Raw genomic sequence first — 16341 nt, 5'->3', positions numbered from 1 at the left:
AGTGGCAACCTTGGAAGCTATGAAATCCATGATTGCCCGCTCCGTCATCGCCATTCTAGGTTCCACCGTCGTCATCGCTTTGATCTTCAGCGTCGCTTAACGTCGATCCGGTTTTTCCCCTTAGAAAAACTTCCGAATCCCCCCGCCCGGCCAACGCTGATTTGACCGGGTTCACGCCCTATGATCGAAACCGGTCATCGGTCCTCATCAACGATCAAAAAGGGGTTTTCATGATTCGCGCCATTCTGACCTTCGCCACCGTTTTGACTTTCGGATTCTCGGCTTTCGCCGAAACGCTGACGCTGGAGCAGTGGAAGGCGTTGACCCCCGACGATCAAGAAGCACTGATTCAAGGCTTCGATGTCGAAAAATACTCGAACCTCGAAGCCATCGACATCGCCGAACCCAAAGCCATGGAGAAGGTCAAGAATCCCGCAGCGCTGGAATTCGCCAAGAAGATGGACGCCTTCATGCAGGACAACGTGAGCTTCGAAATCGAAGATGAACACTCGCGCGTCGGCGAGACCGAAATCCACTGGGTGAACGTTCTTCTGCTCGACGGCCAAGCGGTCGGCGGCGCGATCGGCTACTTCCAGAAAGGTTGCGACCTTGAAGAGGAAAACTATCAATACTTTGAAACCGAAGACGAAGCCGTGGCCGCAGGCTGCGACGTCGGCGCCGACGTGAGCTGGCAAGCGCACGGGGCCTTCAACCAAGACCTCGAGCCGATCCGTTACGACAGCTACATGGAGTGGTCGGGCTACTGATGTCGAAACTCTTCACGCACGTGCGCTCGCGGCGCCTTCAATTCGGACTCGCGCTGGCGGCGCTCGTGGGTGGAGTTCTCATCGCGAGCCTGTGGTGGGCACGACCGGGCATCCCGGCGGCGCAAGCCCTGACCGTCACGAAGGTCGGTTGCGCCTGCCCGACGACGGAAGGCGACCCGCACGATCCGGCGTGGGCGCTCAACTTCGGAAGTTTCGGCGGCGTTTGCATCGACAACTGCAAGTACCGCGCGCTGAAGATCCTGGCCGAGCATGGTGCGAGCATCGAAATCGCGAACATCCTGCACGGCGGAGAATACTGGACGACGACCGTCGATCCCAATGAGATCACCGGCAGCGAAATCCTCTTCCAAAACTTCACGTCCATCATCAACCACGTCGCGATGGGTTTTCACCTGCCGCACGTGGTGTTGAAACCGCAAAGCGGTGATCCCGCGCGCCGCCTGGACGTGCCGGGCCTCGTGATTTCGGCCGAGGGCGTGCCGCCGCAAAATCAACCCTACGGCCTGTTCGACGCTCTCTTGGGCCGTTACGCGATGGCGTACCGGATCTCGAGCCTGGATCACTATCAAAACGAATCCGCCGCCTTGGGCTTCCCGCTCAAACGTTACGATACGAAGCTCGATGCGCGGGAGTCGCGACGTTTGTTCGAACTCGCGCTCGAGTACTCGGGCCGCGAGAGTTTTCAAAGCGTCTACCAGCTTCTGTACAACAACTGCGCGACGACCGCGATCGACCTGATGGCGATGGCGCGCGATCCGGAGCACCGGCGCCTCTTGGGACTCAGGGAATACATTGATCTGGAGCGCGGGATCCCCGCCACCTTCGAGTGGGGCACGCTCCGGCGGATGAAATCCGAGAAACTTCTAGGGAACGAAAGCCGTTACTGAACGCCGTCGCCCGCGCGAGCGCCATCGGTGGCGACGCCTTCGTTGGAATTTCCGTACTTCGCGGCGTACGCATCCAAACGCCGTAGATCCGAACGCAGATAATTGATGGCGCGACAGGCACCGCCGCTGAACCCGACCAAACGGGCCTCCGGGCGTTCACGATCGCAGCGGCCTTCGGCTTTACATCTTTCCGAAAGGTGAAGCGAAAGCCCCAGGGCATCGCTCATGCGCGTATGGATGTTGTCGAGATGGCGTTGGGCTTCGGTGTCTTTGACTTCCGTAACCGCGATCGCCGGATCCGCCGCGCACTGGGCCGGAGGAGAATTTTCATAACGTTTCATTTCATCGGTGCCGAGCTGGGGTTTGATGCTGACGCAGTAACTCTTCCCGCCCGGAAAGTTCAGTTTGAAGTTGTGGTCGGCGTAGTAAAATTTCTGCCGGTCTTTGCCCGAGGAATCCTTCGACGAGGGCGACGGCACCTTCGCCGCGAACACTTTATTCCCATCCGTGAAAGAGAGCTGCAGATAGGTGGTGCCGTCACGTCCGGCGACGCTGGGGTCGCTGGCGATCGAGCGCGCGAAAATCATTTCGTCTTTCTGCCAGACTTCGTAACGTCCTTTGGGCGCATGGTCTTTGAAACTCTGGTGACAAGCCATCGCCGTACGCGCGGCCGTCGCCGTGTCGCCGGTCTGCGACTGCGCGTACGTGATCGAAGACAAAAGAAACGAGCCCAAAAAAGAAACCGAGATCAGAGGGCGCATCATTCGGCACCTCCGCTCATGTCGCACATGGCCCCGCCCACAAAGATCTTCCCGTAACGGCCCCTTAGATCGTTAAACGCGCAGACGAGCACTTGCCGCTCCCAGTACGCGAGGTCCCCCGAAGCGGAGCCGCGGGTTTTGCGATCCAGGCGTTTCAAGCAGGCATCGATGGCCTTCGTCGTTTTAGACTCGCAGTCGCTCGCGGCCCAGCGGAAGCACTGCCCAAGCTCGCGGCTTTCACGGCAGGCCTGCTGCGGATACCATTCCCGCACCGACCGCAGTTGGGTGCGCTCGGTTTCGGTCAACGACCAGCCGGGAGCCGCACTGAAAATTACGAAGAGCATCAAGAAGATCGGGAGTCTCTTTGTCATTTGCCTATTGTAGCAGCGCCGTCCCGGAAAGAACTAGCCGCGGCTCAACTTGAGACACCCGCCCATTGACATCCTGGACCCTGGTCCCGGATGCTCCGTTCCGATGTTCCGCTACCACCCCCGCGTCGAAGAAGCGATCCTTGAGGGACAACCCATTTTTCTGGTGGGTTCGGATCCGCACGTTCTGGCCCGGCGCCTGAATGAGCTGTGCCGCCGCCACACGAAAGAGATTCCCTTTTGGGTCGTCTCGGCGCGCGATCTGGCGGCCGTGCACGACGTGCAAATCGGCGACTCCATGATCGTGAATTCAGGAGCCGCGCAAACCCAAGCCGTGATCGCGGCGCTTCGCCACGATCCCGACGGGCTCATCGCCGCGCCCCTATTTCCGGAGGCGAGCGAAAATTTTCTGCGCGCGCTTTTGTCCGGGCACAACTTCGGCGTCTACGCGACCTTAGAGTCCGCGAGCGTCGCCGAGGCCGTCACCGCTTGGCGCGCGGCGGGACTTCCGGACGACGTACTCGCCCCCGCTCTGGACGACATTTTGTTCATCGAATGGCACGGCACCGATTGCCGTTACGTCGAGGCCGAGCTTTTGGACGGACTTCTCGACGTCTGGGAACCTGAAGGTCTGGAGCCCGCGACGCCGCGCCTGCGGCTCGTGACCGAAGAGAACGCGACGCCCACACCGATGGCGCCCCTGACGGGGGCCGTGACCGAAGACGCCCGCGGTCCCGCCACCCGTCTCTCGGCCGCGGAAGTTTACTCCTGGGTGCAAGAGCGTGCCCGCACGAACTTCGATCCCGCGCGACCGCGGCCCGCGTTTATCCCGCTCACCGAAGAGATCGAGCCTGCGGACACCATGAAGTTCGTGACTTACGCCCGCGCCGTGGGCCACGGCGAGCTGATCCTGCAGCTGCACGCCGACAATCTGCCGCCGGGCTTCCCCGGTCGGCCCGCTGCCGGCGCGCATTTGCAGTTTTTCGTCGCGCATCGCGCGGGTCGCCGCGAGTACCACATGAAAATGGTCACCGAACGTGAACGCCGCCAAGCCCCCGTCGGTTTCCCATCGGGCAGTTATCTGCGCGGACTCTTCCGGGTGAAAAACTGGCTCGAGATCCAAGACTATCCCGACAACGCCGCGCCTTTCACCAAAGCCGGCGGCTGGCCCGTGCGACTCGACGCCACGAAGGCGCTCTTCTTCCAAATCGACACGGAGGCGCACGAATTCGAAGTCGCGCTCGGCCTGGCCACGCGCGCGTTCGTATTTTTCGACGGCGTGAATCTCGACGTCACCGAGTCGAAAACGTAAATCCCCAGGGGCCGGCGTCGAAGAGTTCGTCAGACCCCACGTCCCGACGCGCTTTCGCCCTCTATTCGATTTTAAGAACGAAGACGGTAACCCCGCAGATCGACCGCTGAATTTGCGTCTCGATTCGAGACACTTTCGATTTTCACACGGCACCGGTCTTGAATTGAGATGTCGTAAGATGAGAAATCAGAGCTGGGCACTCTTCTTCTTGATGATCTTCACGCTGGGTCTTGGCCACCTTCCCGCCGACGCGGAAGCCGCGCGCAACCGTCGGCAAACCCGCATCAAAAAAATCCCCGTCCCCACACCCCGCCCGACACGTTACGCGCAGCTCCCCCGCCGGGTTCCCGTCCCCGAAGCCCGCCCCCGGGTGGATGAGGGCGGCACCGTCGAAGTGCGCGCCGGAGACACGACCGGCGCCTGCGGCACTCCGCTCACCCGCACTGGAGGAACGACCACGGGCGAACGCGTCTTCCGCCCGGTCCCCGCTTACGTTCCCCCGACGGAAGAGCGCGACGACCGCGCCAACGCGGAAGCGACCCCCGGCGCGGACCTGCCGCCCGTCTCGGCGGATCTCGATGCCGTGAATCCGAATACGATCGCTCCCGGAATCAAAGTCCCGAGCTTGTCGGCCGCCTTCGCCCGCGCGCTCAAACGCGACCCGAAACGCTGCACCGAGGACCTCCGCCGTCTGAGTCACCGTACGACGGCCAGCCAACGTTCGGAAAAATTCAACATGGAAGACTATATTCGCGCCGGGGTCCGTGCGGGCGCCAGCGAATCCCAGATGCGGCAAACCCTCGCCGCATTCGCGGCGAATAAAGCGTCACTGAAAAACCAGAAACACTTGGCGATCATCGACTATTCCGATCGCTCGACCGCGAAGCGACTGTTCATTTTGGATCTCGAAACGAACAAAGTGAAATCCTACCACGTCGCCCATGGCAAAGGCTCGGATCCGAATGGCCGCGGCCGCGCGACGAAGTTCGGTAACGTTCACGAATCGAAACGCACGTCGCTCGGTTGCTACGTCGCGGGCGGAACCTACGACGGAACCAACGGACGCTCGCTGATCCTGCACGGCCTGGAGCAAGGCGTGAACGACAATGCGTGTGCCCGCTCCATCGTCATGCACGGTGCCGACTACGTCGGTGGAAGCCCCGGCCGCAGCTACGGCTGCCCGGCGGTGAAACACAAAGACCGCAAAGAGGTCTTCAACAAACTCGGCAACGGTGGACTCATCTGCTCGTTCAACGGCGACGATCGCAGTTAAGCCATCGGCTTACATAATGGCTGAGCCATCGGCTGACTCACTGGTTGACACATTGCCGCTTCCGACGGATGCTCACGCCGCGATGAATGAAATCCGGCCGCCCGACGCGAAACCTGAAAATGCTTTCTTGAACCTTCTGTTCAATATCGTCCTGCCGATTTTCATTCTGAATAAGGGCGGCGAGTGGATGACGCCCGTGCAGGCGCTCCTGATCGCGCTGCTTTTTCCCATCGGCTACGGCGTTTACGATCTTCTGCAACGTCGCAAAGTGAACGTCTTTTCGATCGTGGGTCTTTTGAACGTGTCGCTGACCGGGGGACTGGCCGTTTCCGGCTTGGGTGGCTTCTGGTTCGCGGTCAAGGAAGCCGTCTTCCCGCTGATCATCGGGGTGTTCGTCGCGGGCTCGGCCTTGACGAAAAAGCCGCTCATCCAAACCCTGGTCGTCAATCCGCAGGCCATGAAATGGGAGCTGATCGAGCAGAAGCTGCGTGAACTCGGCCGCGAGCACGACTTCCTGGCGCTGCTCCGCAAGTCGACCTGGCTTCTGGCCGGATCTTTTTTGATCAGCGCGATCCTGAACTTCTTCCTGGCGCAGAAGATCTTTCTGCCCATCGATCCGCTGTTACCGGATCCGGAAAAAGCCACGATCCTGAACCAACAAATTGCCGAGATGACGGGCACGAGCTTCATCGTGATCATGATCCCGTCCATGGCGATGCTTATCGGCATCATGGTGTATCTGTTCCGCGGGATGAGCCGCGCAACCGGGCTCACACTTCAAGAAATGGTTCGTTAGAACTCGTCATCAAAGATCGGCGGCGGCGCCCCTTCATCGATGGCGGGCGGCGGCGGAGGCACGTCAAATCCACCATCCGGCGGAGGCGGCGGGGGCGGCGGCGGAATGTCGGGCTCGAAGAACTCCGGCGGCGGCGGCACCGAGGGCGGAGGCGGCGGCGGAGAATCAAACTCTGGCGGAATGAAGTCGTTCCCCGAGTTCGACGGAAAGCTCGGACGCGACGGTGAACTCGAGCGTCCCCCCGACGAACCCGATCCCTTCCCTTTTTCCGCGAGGATGTTTCGTTTGTGCCACTCAACCCGTTCGGGATCGTGCGCGATCCCCAACTCTTCGAGTTCGGTCACTTTCACGGTCGCCGAGAAGTTGTGGCGAATGTCGTTTCGTTCCGCGAGGTAGGTGTCGCGCAAACGTTCTTGCCGCTTCACCTCTTCGGCTTGCAGACGCAAATATTCTTGGTACTCGGGACCATCCTCACCCATGGCGGCTTTTTGCTTCTTCTTCCAGGCGCGGTACTCGACGAGGTCTTCGTCTCTTTCTTTCTCCCAGGCGTGACGCGACTTCGCGACTTCACCGACGTCTTTCTGGCGCTGGGAATCGAAGTCTTTGATCTGACGTTGATGCGCGTCCCACCCCTGCAAACGCACAAGATCCTCGCGCGAACTGACGACGCGATCAGACAGCGCGGGAAGCGCGAAAAAAATTAGGCTGAAAAACCACAGAGGCGGGCGGTGAAGCATAGGCTCCCCTGAATTCTACCAAGACCGCCGCCGCAAGACACCAACTGCGCCGGTTCCAGGTGGAAAGGACTCGACCTTGGGCCGCCGCCTCAGTTAGGGTGACAGGTCCTTTGGAGGGGTTCCATGAGTGAAGTTCTGATTTTTGCGGCCCAAGCCCTCATCATCTTTCTGGTCATCGCCGGCCTCATCGTGCTTTTGGCGATGATGATCGCTCGGGGTTCCGCGAGTTCCGATCTCGAGGTCACCGCGCTCGACGAAAAGTGGAAGGACCTGAAGTTCTTCATGAACTCCTTCGTTCTCGATAAGGACGAACTCAAAGCCGAGAAAAAACGCCTCAAAAAAGAGAAGAAAGCCGAAAGCAAATTGCCCGAGCCCGAACCTCAGGGACGGGTTTTCGTTTTTCGTTTCGACGGTGACGTGAAGGCCAATCAGGTCGATTCACTTCGTGAAGAGATCAACGCGGTCATTCAGGTCGCGGGTCCCCAGGACGAAGCGGTCATTGTTTTGGAATCCCCCGGCGGCATGGTTTCGGGTTACGGCCTCGCGGCCGCGCAACTCTTGCGTCTGCGGGATCGCGGTGTGAAAGTAACAAGCTGTGTCGATCAGGTGGCGGCCTCGGGTGGTTATCTGATGGCTGTCACCTCGCATCAGATTTTGGCGGCCCCGTTCGCGATCCTGGGATCCATCGGCGTGGTGGCTCAGGTTCCCAATTTTAACCGACTCTTAAAACGCCACGACATCGAATACAAAGAGTACACGGCGGGCGAGTTCAAACGCACGGTCAGCATCTTCGGCGAGATCACTCCTGCCGGCGAGGCGAAATTCAAAGAGCAACTCGAGGAAACTCACGTTCAATTCAAGGATTTCGTGCATCGCTATCGCCCCAATCTCCGACTGGAGGAGGTCGCCACGGGCGAATACTGGTATGGCGAGCGCGCCCTGCAGCTGGGATTGATTGATGCCATAAAAACTTCGGATGACTATCTGTTCGAAAAACTGGCCGAGAAAAAGCAGATCCTCGAAGTGAAGCACAAGCAGAAGCTTCCGCTCTCGGAGAAACTTGCTGAAATGGTCAGCGCTTCCGTCGCCGCCTCGATTGCGGCCTCATCCAAGGCTCTGACGCGGACCTTATCAAAAGAAGCAACAAAACCGCTCACCTAGGTGAGCGTGCCCAGATGAAATCCAATTGATGAATCTTTGACATCCGACTTCCGACCCGCAAGAACTAAACCCTGTTTTTTGGATGGGGGGAGCTTTTGGGTCCGGTGATCGAGGTCCAAAATCTAGAGACGACATTTCCGACGAAGCTCGGGGACTTCCGCGCCGTGCGCGGGGTCTCGTACAAAATCCACCAAGGGGAAACCCTGGGGATCGTCGGCGAATCCGGTTGCGGGAAATCCGTAACCTCGTTGTCCTTGATGCGTTTGATTGAAAAGCCCGGCCGCATCACGCGCGGCGCCGCCATCTTGAATGGCAAAAATCTTTTTGAGATGACCGAAAAAGGCGTCGAGGACGTTCGTGGCGGCGAAATGGCCATGATCTTCCAAGAGCCCATGACCGCGCTGAACCCCGTTCTGACCATCGGTCGCCAAATCGACGAGCAGGTGCTGCGTCACCGCAAATGCTCGGCGAAGGAAGCGCGCGAGCGTTCCATCGAGATGCTGAAACTCGTCGGCATCCCCTCGCCCGCGGATCGTTATAACTCGTACCCGCACCAGCTGTCGGGCGGAATGCGCCAGCGCGCGATGATCGCCATGGCGCTCAGCTGCGATCCGAAGTTTCTGATCGCCGATGAGCCGACGACCGCGCTCGACGTCACCATCCAGGCGCAAATTCTAGAATTGATCCAGGACGTGCAGTCGAAATTCAACATGGCCGTGCAGTTCATCACGCACGATCTCGGCGTCATCTCGGAAATTTCAGATCGGATCATGGTCATGTACGGCGGACTCACCTGCGAGGTCGCGGATGCCCAAGAGCTGTTCCTGAATCCGAAGCACCCCTACACCGAAGCGCTGATCGCCGCGCGGCCGAAGCTGGGTCAGCGCACCGACAAGCTGCGCACGATCGAAGGCTCGGTGCCGGCACCGCATGAAATCCCCAAGGGCTGCCCGTTCCAAAACCGCTGCCCGCGGGTGAAGTCGGATTGCGCGGTGGCGCCCCCGCCGCTCATGGAAGTGAAACCCGGCCACTCGGTCGCTTGTTACCACCCGCTCTAGAAGGAGAAGACGATGATGAACGAATCGGCGCCTCTTCTTGAGGTGCGGAACTTAAAAAAATACTTCCCGGTCCGTAAAGGTCTGCTGCTTCGTCACGTCAACGACGTGCGCGCGGTGGACGACATCACCTTCGATCTGCGCCGCGGGGAAACCCTAGGCCTGGTCGGCGAATCCGGTTGCGGCAAATCGACGCTCGGTCGCGCGATCATCCGTCTGTACGAGCCCACCTCGGGCGAAGTGAAATTTCAGGGGCGCGATTTCCTGAAAGTGGGTGGGAAAGATCTGCGGCAGATGCGCCGGGACGTCCAGATGATCTTCCAAGATCCGATGGCGGCGCTCGACCCGCGCATGACGGTCGCCCAGATTCTGGCCGAGCCTTTCGACATCCACGGCATTTTGAATTCCGAACAGCGCAAAGCCAAAGTCCGCTCGCTGCTGGAAACGGTGGGCCTGAAGGCCTACCACGCGAACCGCTATCCGCACGAATTCTCGGGCGGACAAAAGCAACGCATCTGCATCGCGCGCGCGCTCGCCCTGGAACCCCAGCTCATCATCTGCGACGAGCCCGTCTCGGCACTCGATGTGTCCATCCAGGCGCAGATCCTGAACCTGATGAAAGAACTGCAGCAGAAATTCGGGCTGACGTATCTGTTCATCTCGCACGATCTGTCGGTCATCGAGCACGTCTGCGACCGCATCGCCGTCATGTATCTCGGTAAGATCGTGGAGCTTGCGGACCGCGAAGAGCTGTTCCGCAACCCGAAGCATCCCTACACCCAGGCGCTCATCCGCGCGATCCCGCGCATCGGCGAAGGGAAAAAGAAGTTCTCGCGCTCGCTGAAAGGCGAAGTGCCCAGTCCTTTGAATCCGCCGACGGGCTGCCACTTCCACCCGCGCTGCCCGCACGTGATGGACCGCTGCAAAGTGGAACGCCCCGCGCTCGTCGATGTGGGTCGGGATGCAAGCCCGCTCGTGGATGCGGAAGGTTTCCGGACCTCGGCGGGTCTTCCGCCGACCGTGGGGCTTCCCCATGCGGCCGCTTGTTTTTTGAACGAGAAGACCTTGAACCCGAACCCACGCCCGAGCGCGTAGGAGGAAGAGTTTATGAAAACTTGGAAAATGATCTTGGCGGGAACCCTGCTTTCCGCACTGACGGCCCAAGCGGCGGTCAGCAATAAAGAGCTGAAGATCGGTATCTCGCAAGAGTTCGAAAACTTGAACCCGCTCATCATGACCATGTCGGCGACATCCTACATGTACTCGATGGTCGGCCGTACGCTGGTGACCCTGTCGCCCGATGGTAAATGGGTTCCGCAGCTGGCGAAATCCATCCCCTCTTTGGAGAACGGCCAAGCGAAGCTGAGCGCCGACAAAAAGAAGATCATCGCGACTTGGGAAATCCTCGAGAACGCGAAATGGTCGGATGGCAAGCCCGTGATCTGCGAAGATTTCAATTTCGCGCGCACGGTCGCCTCTTCGCCGAACGTTTCGATCGGTGAAAAAGAGACCTACACCCAAGTCGAAAAAATCGAAGTCGACAAGGCGAACCCCAAGAAGTGCACCTTCACTTACGAGAAGGCGCGTTGGGACTTCTACCAGCTCGCGCGTTTCTTCCCCCTTCCCAAACACATGGAAGAGCCCGTCTTCACCAAGTACGGTAAGGCGAAAGAAGGTTACGAGAAGAACTCGAGCTACACCAAAAACCCCACCGCGAAAGGCCTGTACAACGGTCCTTACCAGATCGCGGAAGTGAAGCTCGGCTCGCACGTCACTTTCGTGCCGAACCCCGAGTTCTACGGAACCGCGCCCAAGATCCAAAAGATCATCGTGCGTTTGATCCCGAACACCGGAACGCTCGAGGCGAATCTGCGCACGGGTGAAATCGACACCATCGGAACCCTGGGCATGGCGTTTGACCAAGCCGTGGCCTTCGACAAAAAAGTGAAGTCGGAAAAACTGCCCTTCGACGTGCAGTTCAAACCCTCGATCACTTACGAACACATCGACCTGAATCTGGGAAACCCGATCCTGAAAGACCTGAAAGTCCGCAAAGCGCTGGTCCACGCGATCAACCGCGACGAACTGGTGAAGGCTTTGTTCGACGGTCGCCAGACGGCCGCCGTCCACAATATGGCGCCCATCGATCCCTGGTTCACCGCCGATCCCAAGAAGATCACGCTTTACCCCTACTCGCGCCGGGAAGCCGGTCGCCTTCTGGACGAAGCGGGCTGGAAAATGAACGCGGCGGATGGCTTCCGTTACAAAGACGGCAAGAAACTCTCGTTCGTGTTCATGACGACCGCGGGCAACAAAACCCGCGAAACCGTGCAGACCTTCCTGCAACAGCAGTGGAAAGACGCGGGCGTCGAAATGATCATCAAAAACGAACCCGCGAAGGTTTACTTCGGCGAGACGATGAAAAAGCGTAAGTTCCCCGCGCTCGCGATGTACGCGTGGGTTTCTTCGCCCGAGTCGACTCCCCGTTCGACCCTGCACAGCGCTTCGATCCCGTCGGAGAAGAACGGCTGGTCGGGACAGAACAATCCCGGTTGGGTGAACAAAGAGGTCGACACGGCGATCGACGCCCTCGACACCGAATTCGACGCGAAAAAGCGCGTTGAGCTCGCCCACACGATCGTGAAGGCCTACACCGACGAAGTGCCGGTGATTCCGCTTTACTACCGCTCGGACGTCGCCGTGACGCCGAAAGGAATCCAGAACTTCCGCCTCGCGGGTCACCAATTCTCGGAGACCAACGAAGTCGAGAACTGGGAAATCAAGTAAGCGAAGATTCATTGAGGGCGCGCCGCACGCGCGCCTTCGCTTGAGTTTTTGGGGAAGGACCAAGGCACATGACCAATTATATTCTGCGACGCCTGCTGCAGACCTTCATCGTCATCATCATGCTGTCGTACTTCTGCTTCTATTTGATGACGCTGATGCCGGGCGACCCGGTGGAATTGATGATCCAGTCCAATCCGAAGATCACTTCGGCGGACGTCGCGCGCCTGCGCGATATGTACGGTTTGGATAAGCCCGCCTACGAACGTTACTGGAACTGGGTGACGACCATCGCTTCGGGTGATTTGGGTTATTCGCGAACCTACCGCGTGCCGGTTTCGGAAATCATGGGCCCGCGTTTGTGGAATACGTTCGTCCTGTCCTTCGCCGCGCTCCTCGTCGCGGTGATTGTCGCCGTGCCTTTGGGGGTCATGACGGCGCTGCGCCCGAACTCGAAATTTGACTACGTGGCGAACCTCTTCGCGTTCACCGGCGTCAGCGCCCCCTCCTTCTGGTTGGGGATGATGCTGATTCTGGTTTTCGCCGTGAACCTGCGCTGGCTGCCGGCGGGGCAGACCTACACCATCGGTCAAGAGTTCGGCTTCTGGGGGACGATCGCGGATCGCGGCTACTATCTGGTGTTGCCGGTGATGACGCTCGCTTATCTGCAGATCGGCGTGTTCCTCCGTTTCACGCGCTCGGCGATGCTGGAAAGTCTGCGCAACGATTATGTTCGCACCGCGCGCGCGAAGGGCCTGGCCCGGAACCGCGTCGTCTGGGGCCATGCATTCCGTAACGCCCTTCTGCCCTTGATCACGATCCTCGCGCTTTCGATCTCGTCGGTCTTTTCGGGCGCGACGATCACCGAAACCGTCTTCTCGTACCAGGGCGTGGGCCGTCTGGTGTACGAGTCCATTCTCGGAAACGATTTTAACGTCGCCATGGTCAGCTTCATGATCTCGGTGTCGATGGTGCTGATCTTTAACCTCATCGCGGACATACTGTATGGATTTGCAGACCCACGAATCAGCTTCCGCTAAACGGCGACAACCTTCAGGGAAAGTGAAACCGAACGTGAGTGAGATCACCTCGAGCGAACAGCGTACTTTACCGGAGGACTCGACGATTTCGCGCCGCCAGATCGAAGCGGCCGAAAAAGTTCAGTCCCTGGGCTCCATCATCTGGGAGAAATTCCTGGTGCACCGGATGGCCGTCGCGGGTTTATTCGTCATCATCGCTTTCATCGTCATCGCGCTTTTGGCGCCCGCGATCGGTCACTTCACGAAGCTCGACCCCATGGCGCAAAACGCCCTGCACCGCTACCTGCCGCCGTTCTCGACAACGACGGCGTCGTCCTCACAGCGCGAGATCGCCATCGAGCGTTTCATCTTGATGTACCCCGAGCTATCCACGGCTTTGCAAAACGAGGCCATCGAAAAGCAACTCGTCACGCCCGTCCGTCCCGAGGACGCGCTTTACGATCTCGCGCAGAAAACCGGCGACGATCTGACCAAAGCGGTCAAAGAGCTGAAGGTCGACGGCGCTTCCTCGTTCCGCGACCTGGTGTCGAATTTCGAAACCTACCACGTCTTCGGCACCGACGAGCTCGGCCGCGATGTCTTCATCCGTTTGGTTTACGGCGCGCGCGTGTCCATCGGCGTGGGGATCATGGTCGCGCTGGTTTCGGCCTTCATCGGGCTTTTGATCGGCTCGGTCGCGGGTTACTACGGCGGCTGGATCGACGTTCTACTCATGCGCTTCACCGACTCGCTCTTGTCGCTACCGCAGCTGCCGGTCCTGATCGTGGTTTCGGCGGTCTCGATCGAAAAGCTCACCGAGGCGGTCCCCTTCCTGGGCTACATCGCGAATCCGTCCAACGAATCCATCGTGAAGCTCGTCTTCATCCTGGTGCTTTTCTCGTGGATGCAGGTCGCACGTTTGGTGCGCGCATCGGTCTTGTCGTTGAAAGAGCGCGAGTTCATCCTCGCCGCGAAAACTCTGGGCGCGACCGATCGCAAGATCATCTTCCGTCACTTGTTCCCGAACACGATCGCACCGCTTCTGGTCTCGGTGACCTTGGGCGTGGGCTCGTCGATCCAAACCGAGGCGGCTTTGAGCTTCCTGGGTCTGGGCATCCAGCAACCGACCCCCTCCTGGGGGAACATGATGTTCAACGCGTTGGAAATCATGCTAGATTCGCCGTTCCTGGTCATGATCCCCGGCTTCCTGATCCTGATGACAACGATCAGCTTCAACTATCTGGGCGACGGCCTGCAGGACGCGATCGATCCGAAGACCCTGCGGAAGTAAGCTTTCCGATTTTCAATCTGGATCCACTTCCGATTCGGAAGTGGAGGAAAAGGAGATGTCCATTCTCACTTTTGAGGTTTGCGAGAGACGTTCTTCCTTACAAGCGTCGGAATTTCTAAAATCGAAAAGCGGTCTTTAGATAAAAGCCTCTTCAGAGCCTTGTCCGCTCTCGAAACCGTAGGATTCGATGTGACGATAAGTCGTTTTTTCTTTAGGTAGTTTTCAAATTCGCGTTCAAAACCCGAGAGCGTACGAGGAATTTCACCCAGAAAGTTTGCGAGGATCGGCTTTGGGTAAAGCTTACCCTTAAGCGGGGCCTTCTTTTTTACCAAGGACGGATCTTTCCTCGGCTTCCGAGAAGGACCGAATGGAAAGAAAAAGCAAGGCTGCGCCTGATTGTCCGGAACGCGGGTCGCGGTATATCTCTTGGGATGCTTGAGTTCGTATCCGAATACCCTCCGCGAGGGGAAAAACTTGCAGCCAACAATTTCAACTGAACCTACGATGGTTCCGCGCGGGAGGGAGTTATCCTCATAGCCTTCGGCGAACTTTCCGGAGGCATAGAGGTACACCCTTCCCCGGATATGAGTGGCCCTCGATCTAAACTCGTACTTCTTTTTACCCGTCAAAATTTCTTCAACATAGGGTTGCCGAATGGAAATCGCCCGGCCACTGGGAACATCTCGAGTTTCGCCAAGACTCTTCTTTAGCTTCATGAGTATCAATCTCGGGTTTCTCGCTCTGAACTTAAGCTCTTCACAAGAACTTAGGGGCGACGTGTTCTTCTGAGATATCGTTTAATAATGGCGGACGCCCTTGTTTACTTACTCATTGACCGCAGCGGATAAAACGTTCCGTTAACGCCAAAAAGATATCTTCTTACCTTTCGCTCAACCCCGAAGGGCTTTGATTTCCTCGCAAGAGCGGCGGAAGGACTCGAGTTCTTTCTCATCCACCGGCTTTTTCATTTTGCCGAACATCGCACGGAAGATCCGCTCCGCGATCTCGTATTCGCCAAGGCAGGCCGCCGACTGTGCGCCGAAATGGTTGATGTTGTACCAAGTGGGATTTTTCTTCTCGAACTCGGCGAAGTGTTGAATCGATTTGCGCGCCCAGGACGTCGCCGCCTCTACGTCGCCCGCTTTGAGTAAACGCAGGGCCATCCCGGAAGCTCCGACACAGGCCGGATAGTCGCCCTCTTCACCGAGGGCGATACGTTCAAGCCCCAACTGATACTGTTCTTCGGACATCTCGTTGAAGAAGTAGTGTTCGTTGCGAACGCGGTGCTGGAACTGCAAGGGCCACTCGCCAAATTGCGGATCTTCCAGCAAGGCCCGCACCCCCGAGATCGCGATCTGTTTCAGCCGCGAGGCCTCTTCCACGGAGTGCCGCGAATCATAGGAAAAATCCCCGCGCATCACGGCCACGCAGTAGCGGGCCAAGGGCGCATTCGGGTACTCGCGCAGGAACTCATCCGCCAGCCTCACCGCCGCTTCACAGTCCCCCGAGTTGTAGACGTCCGCGATCCGGGTCCGCCAAGCGACTTCCGCTTCAGGAAATAATGTCATCATATGGGGAAGTATACATGAGACTCGCGCGAAAGCTTTGCGGAAATAGAGCTTCCCTTCCGTTTGCAAAGGCGTGACCCTGAGTTATGGCTATACGACTTTTGATCGGTTTGGTTACGGGATTCTTTTCCGCCATCATGACGACTTTGATTTTTGTATTCTCGGCCGTCGCACTTCACTTGGACTCTCATTCCTCACTCCCCCTCTTGCTGCCCGTTATCTTTTTCGGAGCCTGGATCGGCACCCACCTTTTCGTTGCTTCGGCGGACCTTGATCTCGACGAGGTCAAAGCACGGGCCTTTCTCACCGGCACGATCCTGTGGGCCCTGATGATTTGGGGGCTTTATGGCTTTTGGATCCTTCTGCTCAAATCAAACCCGTTTGCGGGATTGGCCGCCTATTTCATACTTCCCTTCTTGGCCGTCATCTGTCTCGCCATGGCGGGTGGCTGCTACTACGCCTACTCTCGCTTCAAATAGCCAAAAGCGACCTTTCGGCTGTCAAAATACGGAACAGTCTTGAAAATCGGATAGGGCGGCCG

17 protein-coding genes are annotated in these 16341 nt (G+C 58.4%); 12 read left to right on the top strand and 5 right to left on the bottom strand.

Annotation, left to right across the window (positions count from 1 at the left end):
- Positions 1–230: 230 nt before the first annotated feature.
- Positions 231–767 carry a hypothetical protein gene (locus tag KF767_11505; protein MBX3018509.1) on the top strand — a complete coding sequence of 179 codons (537 nt, stop codon included), beginning with the start codon at positions 231–233 and terminating at the stop codon, positions 765–767.
- Entirely contained in the window at positions 767–1675 is a 909-nt protein-coding gene (locus KF767_11500) for a DUF4105 domain-containing protein (protein MBX3018508.1), read from the top strand. Before KF767_11505 ends, KF767_11500 begins: the two co-directional genes overlap by 1 nt.
- Here the strand turns inward: KF767_11500 and KF767_11495 are convergent.
- Together KF767_11495 and KF767_11490 are read right to left on the bottom strand one after the other, a co-directional pair.
- Positions 1669–2439, bottom strand: a complete 771-nt coding sequence (locus KF767_11495; GenBank protein MBX3018507.1) for a hypothetical protein — start codon at positions 2437–2439, stop codon at positions 1669–1671. The genes KF767_11500 and KF767_11495 overlap by 7 nt on opposite strands.
- Positions 2436–2807 (bottom strand): hypothetical protein, encoded by a 372-nt coding sequence (locus KF767_11490; protein ID MBX3018506.1) that lies wholly within the window; start codon positions 2805–2807, stop codon positions 2436–2438. The genes KF767_11495 and KF767_11490 overlap by 4 nt, the downstream gene beginning before the upstream one ends.
- Positions 2808–2910: 103 nt before the next feature.
- Between KF767_11490 and KF767_11485 the strand changes: the two genes are divergently transcribed.
- The 3 genes from KF767_11485 (at position 2911) to KF767_11475 (ending at position 6185) form a co-directional block, all read left to right on the top strand.
- Positions 2911–4116, top strand: a complete 1206-nt coding sequence (locus KF767_11485) for a hypothetical protein (GenBank protein MBX3018505.1) — start codon at positions 2911–2913, stop codon at positions 4114–4116.
- 178 nt (positions 4117–4294) lie between these two features.
- Entirely contained in the window at positions 4295–5389 is a 1095-nt protein-coding gene (locus tag KF767_11480) for a murein L,D-transpeptidase catalytic domain family protein (GenBank protein ID MBX3018504.1), read from the top strand.
- 91 nt (positions 5390–5480) lie between these two features.
- Positions 5481–6185 (top strand): hypothetical protein, encoded by a 705-nt coding sequence (locus KF767_11475; protein ID MBX3018503.1) that lies wholly within the window; start codon positions 5481–5483, stop codon positions 6183–6185.
- On the opposite strand, the gene KF767_11470 is transcribed toward KF767_11475, so the two are convergent.
- On the bottom strand, positions 6182–6922 hold the full coding sequence (locus KF767_11470) for a hypothetical protein (GenBank protein MBX3018502.1): 741 nt from the start codon (positions 6920–6922) through the stop codon (positions 6182–6184). The genes KF767_11475 and KF767_11470 overlap by 4 nt on opposite strands.
- Before the next feature lie 123 nt (positions 6923–7045).
- On the opposite strand from KF767_11470, the gene sohB reads away from it, so the two are divergent.
- The 6 genes from sohB to KF767_11440 all read left to right on the top strand — a co-directional run bounded on the left by sohB (position 7046) and on the right by KF767_11440 (position 14232).
- Positions 7046–8083, top strand: a complete 1038-nt coding sequence (gene sohB / locus KF767_11465; GenBank protein ID MBX3018501.1) for a protease SohB — start codon at positions 7046–7048, stop codon at positions 8081–8083.
- 95 nt (positions 8084–8178) lie between these two features.
- Positions 8179–9141 (top strand): ABC transporter ATP-binding protein, encoded by a 963-nt coding sequence (locus KF767_11460; protein ID MBX3018500.1) that lies wholly within the window; start codon positions 8179–8181, stop codon positions 9139–9141.
- Positions 9142–9156: 15 nt separating this feature from the next.
- A complete protein-coding gene (locus KF767_11455; GenBank protein MBX3018499.1) occupies positions 9157–10233 on the top strand; it encodes a dipeptide ABC transporter ATP-binding protein in 1077 nt (358 codons plus the stop codon).
- Between the two features lie 12 nt (positions 10234–10245).
- The gene (locus KF767_11450) at positions 10246–11925 is read left to right on the top strand and encodes a peptide ABC transporter substrate-binding protein (protein ID MBX3018498.1); all 1680 of its coding nucleotides are present in this window, start codon (positions 10246–10248) and stop codon (positions 11923–11925) included.
- Positions 11926–11993: 68 nt separating this feature from the next.
- The gene (locus KF767_11445) at positions 11994–12962 is read left to right on the top strand and encodes an ABC transporter permease (GenBank protein MBX3018497.1); all 969 of its coding nucleotides are present in this window, start codon (positions 11994–11996) and stop codon (positions 12960–12962) included.
- The gene (locus tag KF767_11440) at positions 12928–14232 is read left to right on the top strand and encodes an ABC transporter permease subunit (GenBank protein MBX3018496.1); all 1305 of its coding nucleotides are present in this window, start codon (positions 12928–12930) and stop codon (positions 14230–14232) included. Before KF767_11445 ends, KF767_11440 begins: the two co-directional genes overlap by 35 nt.
- A 65-nt stretch (positions 14233–14297) precedes the next feature.
- Here the strand turns inward: KF767_11440 and KF767_11435 are convergent, their stop codons facing one another.
- Both KF767_11435 and KF767_11430 read right to left on the bottom strand, forming a co-directional pair.
- Positions 14298–14948 (bottom strand): ASCH domain-containing protein, encoded by a 651-nt coding sequence (locus KF767_11435; protein MBX3018495.1) that lies wholly within the window; start codon positions 14946–14948, stop codon positions 14298–14300.
- Positions 14949–15122: 174 nt separating this feature from the next.
- Entirely contained in the window at positions 15123–15803 is a 681-nt protein-coding gene (locus KF767_11430; protein MBX3018494.1) for a hypothetical protein, read from the bottom strand.
- Between the two features lie 134 nt (positions 15804–15937).
- On the opposite strand from KF767_11430, the gene KF767_11425 reads away from it, so the two are divergent.
- On the top strand, positions 15938–16279 hold the full coding sequence (locus KF767_11425) for a hypothetical protein (protein ID MBX3018493.1): 342 nt from the start codon (positions 15938–15940) through the stop codon (positions 16277–16279).
- Positions 16280–16341 lie beyond the last annotated feature (62 nt).

It is taken from the genome of Pseudobdellovibrionaceae bacterium (assembly GCA_019637875.1).
Classification (GTDB): domain Bacteria; phylum Bdellovibrionota; class Bdellovibrionia; order Bdellovibrionales; family Bdellovibrionaceae; genus JAHBUW01.
The sequence above is the reverse complement of the archived record's forward strand: the minus strand, read 5'-3'. Positions and strand labels throughout refer to the sequence as shown.

Bases quoted from the DNA above. Each gene is read 5' to 3' on its own strand.
- KF767_11445 (MBX3018497.1), top strand. From the start codon at position 11,994: ATGACCAATTATATTCTGCGACGCCTGCTGCAGACCTTCATCGTCATC.
- sohB (MBX3018501.1), top strand. From the start codon at position 7,046: ATGAGTGAAGTTCTGATTTTTGCGGCCCAAGCCCTCATCATCTTTCTG.
- KF767_11500 (MBX3018508.1), top strand. From the start codon at position 767: ATGTCGAAACTCTTCACGCACGTGCGCTCGCGGCGCCTTCAATTCGGA.
- KF767_11440 (MBX3018496.1), top strand. From the start codon at position 12,928: ATGGATTTGCAGACCCACGAATCAGCTTCCGCTAAACGGCGACAACCT.
- KF767_11430 (MBX3018494.1), bottom strand. From the start codon at position 15,803: ATGATGACATTATTTCCTGAAGCGGAAGTCGCTTGGCGGACCCGGATC.
- KF767_11450 (MBX3018498.1), top strand. From the start codon at position 10,246: ATGAAAACTTGGAAAATGATCTTGGCGGGAACCCTGCTTTCCGCACTG.
- KF767_11470 (MBX3018502.1), bottom strand. From the start codon at position 6,922: ATGCTTCACCGCCCGCCTCTGTGGTTTTTCAGCCTAATTTTTTTCGCG.
- KF767_11490 (MBX3018506.1), bottom strand. From the start codon at position 2,807: ATGACAAAGAGACTCCCGATCTTCTTGATGCTCTTCGTAATTTTCAGT.
- KF767_11480 (MBX3018504.1), top strand. From the start codon at position 4,295: ATGAGAAATCAGAGCTGGGCACTCTTCTTCTTGATGATCTTCACGCTG.
- KF767_11455 (MBX3018499.1), top strand. From the start codon at position 9,157: ATGAACGAATCGGCGCCTCTTCTTGAGGTGCGGAACTTAAAAAAATAC.
- KF767_11425 (MBX3018493.1), top strand. From the start codon at position 15,938: ATGACGACTTTGATTTTTGTATTCTCGGCCGTCGCACTTCACTTGGAC.
- KF767_11495 (MBX3018507.1), bottom strand. From the start codon at position 2,439: ATGATGCGCCCTCTGATCTCGGTTTCTTTTTTGGGCTCGTTTCTTTTG.
- KF767_11435 (MBX3018495.1), bottom strand. From the start codon at position 14,948: ATGAAGCTAAAGAAGAGTCTTGGCGAAACTCGAGATGTTCCCAGTGGC.
- KF767_11485 (MBX3018505.1), top strand. From the start codon at position 2,911: ATGTTCCGCTACCACCCCCGCGTCGAAGAAGCGATCCTTGAGGGACAA.
- KF767_11505 (MBX3018509.1), top strand. From the start codon at position 231: ATGATTCGCGCCATTCTGACCTTCGCCACCGTTTTGACTTTCGGATTC.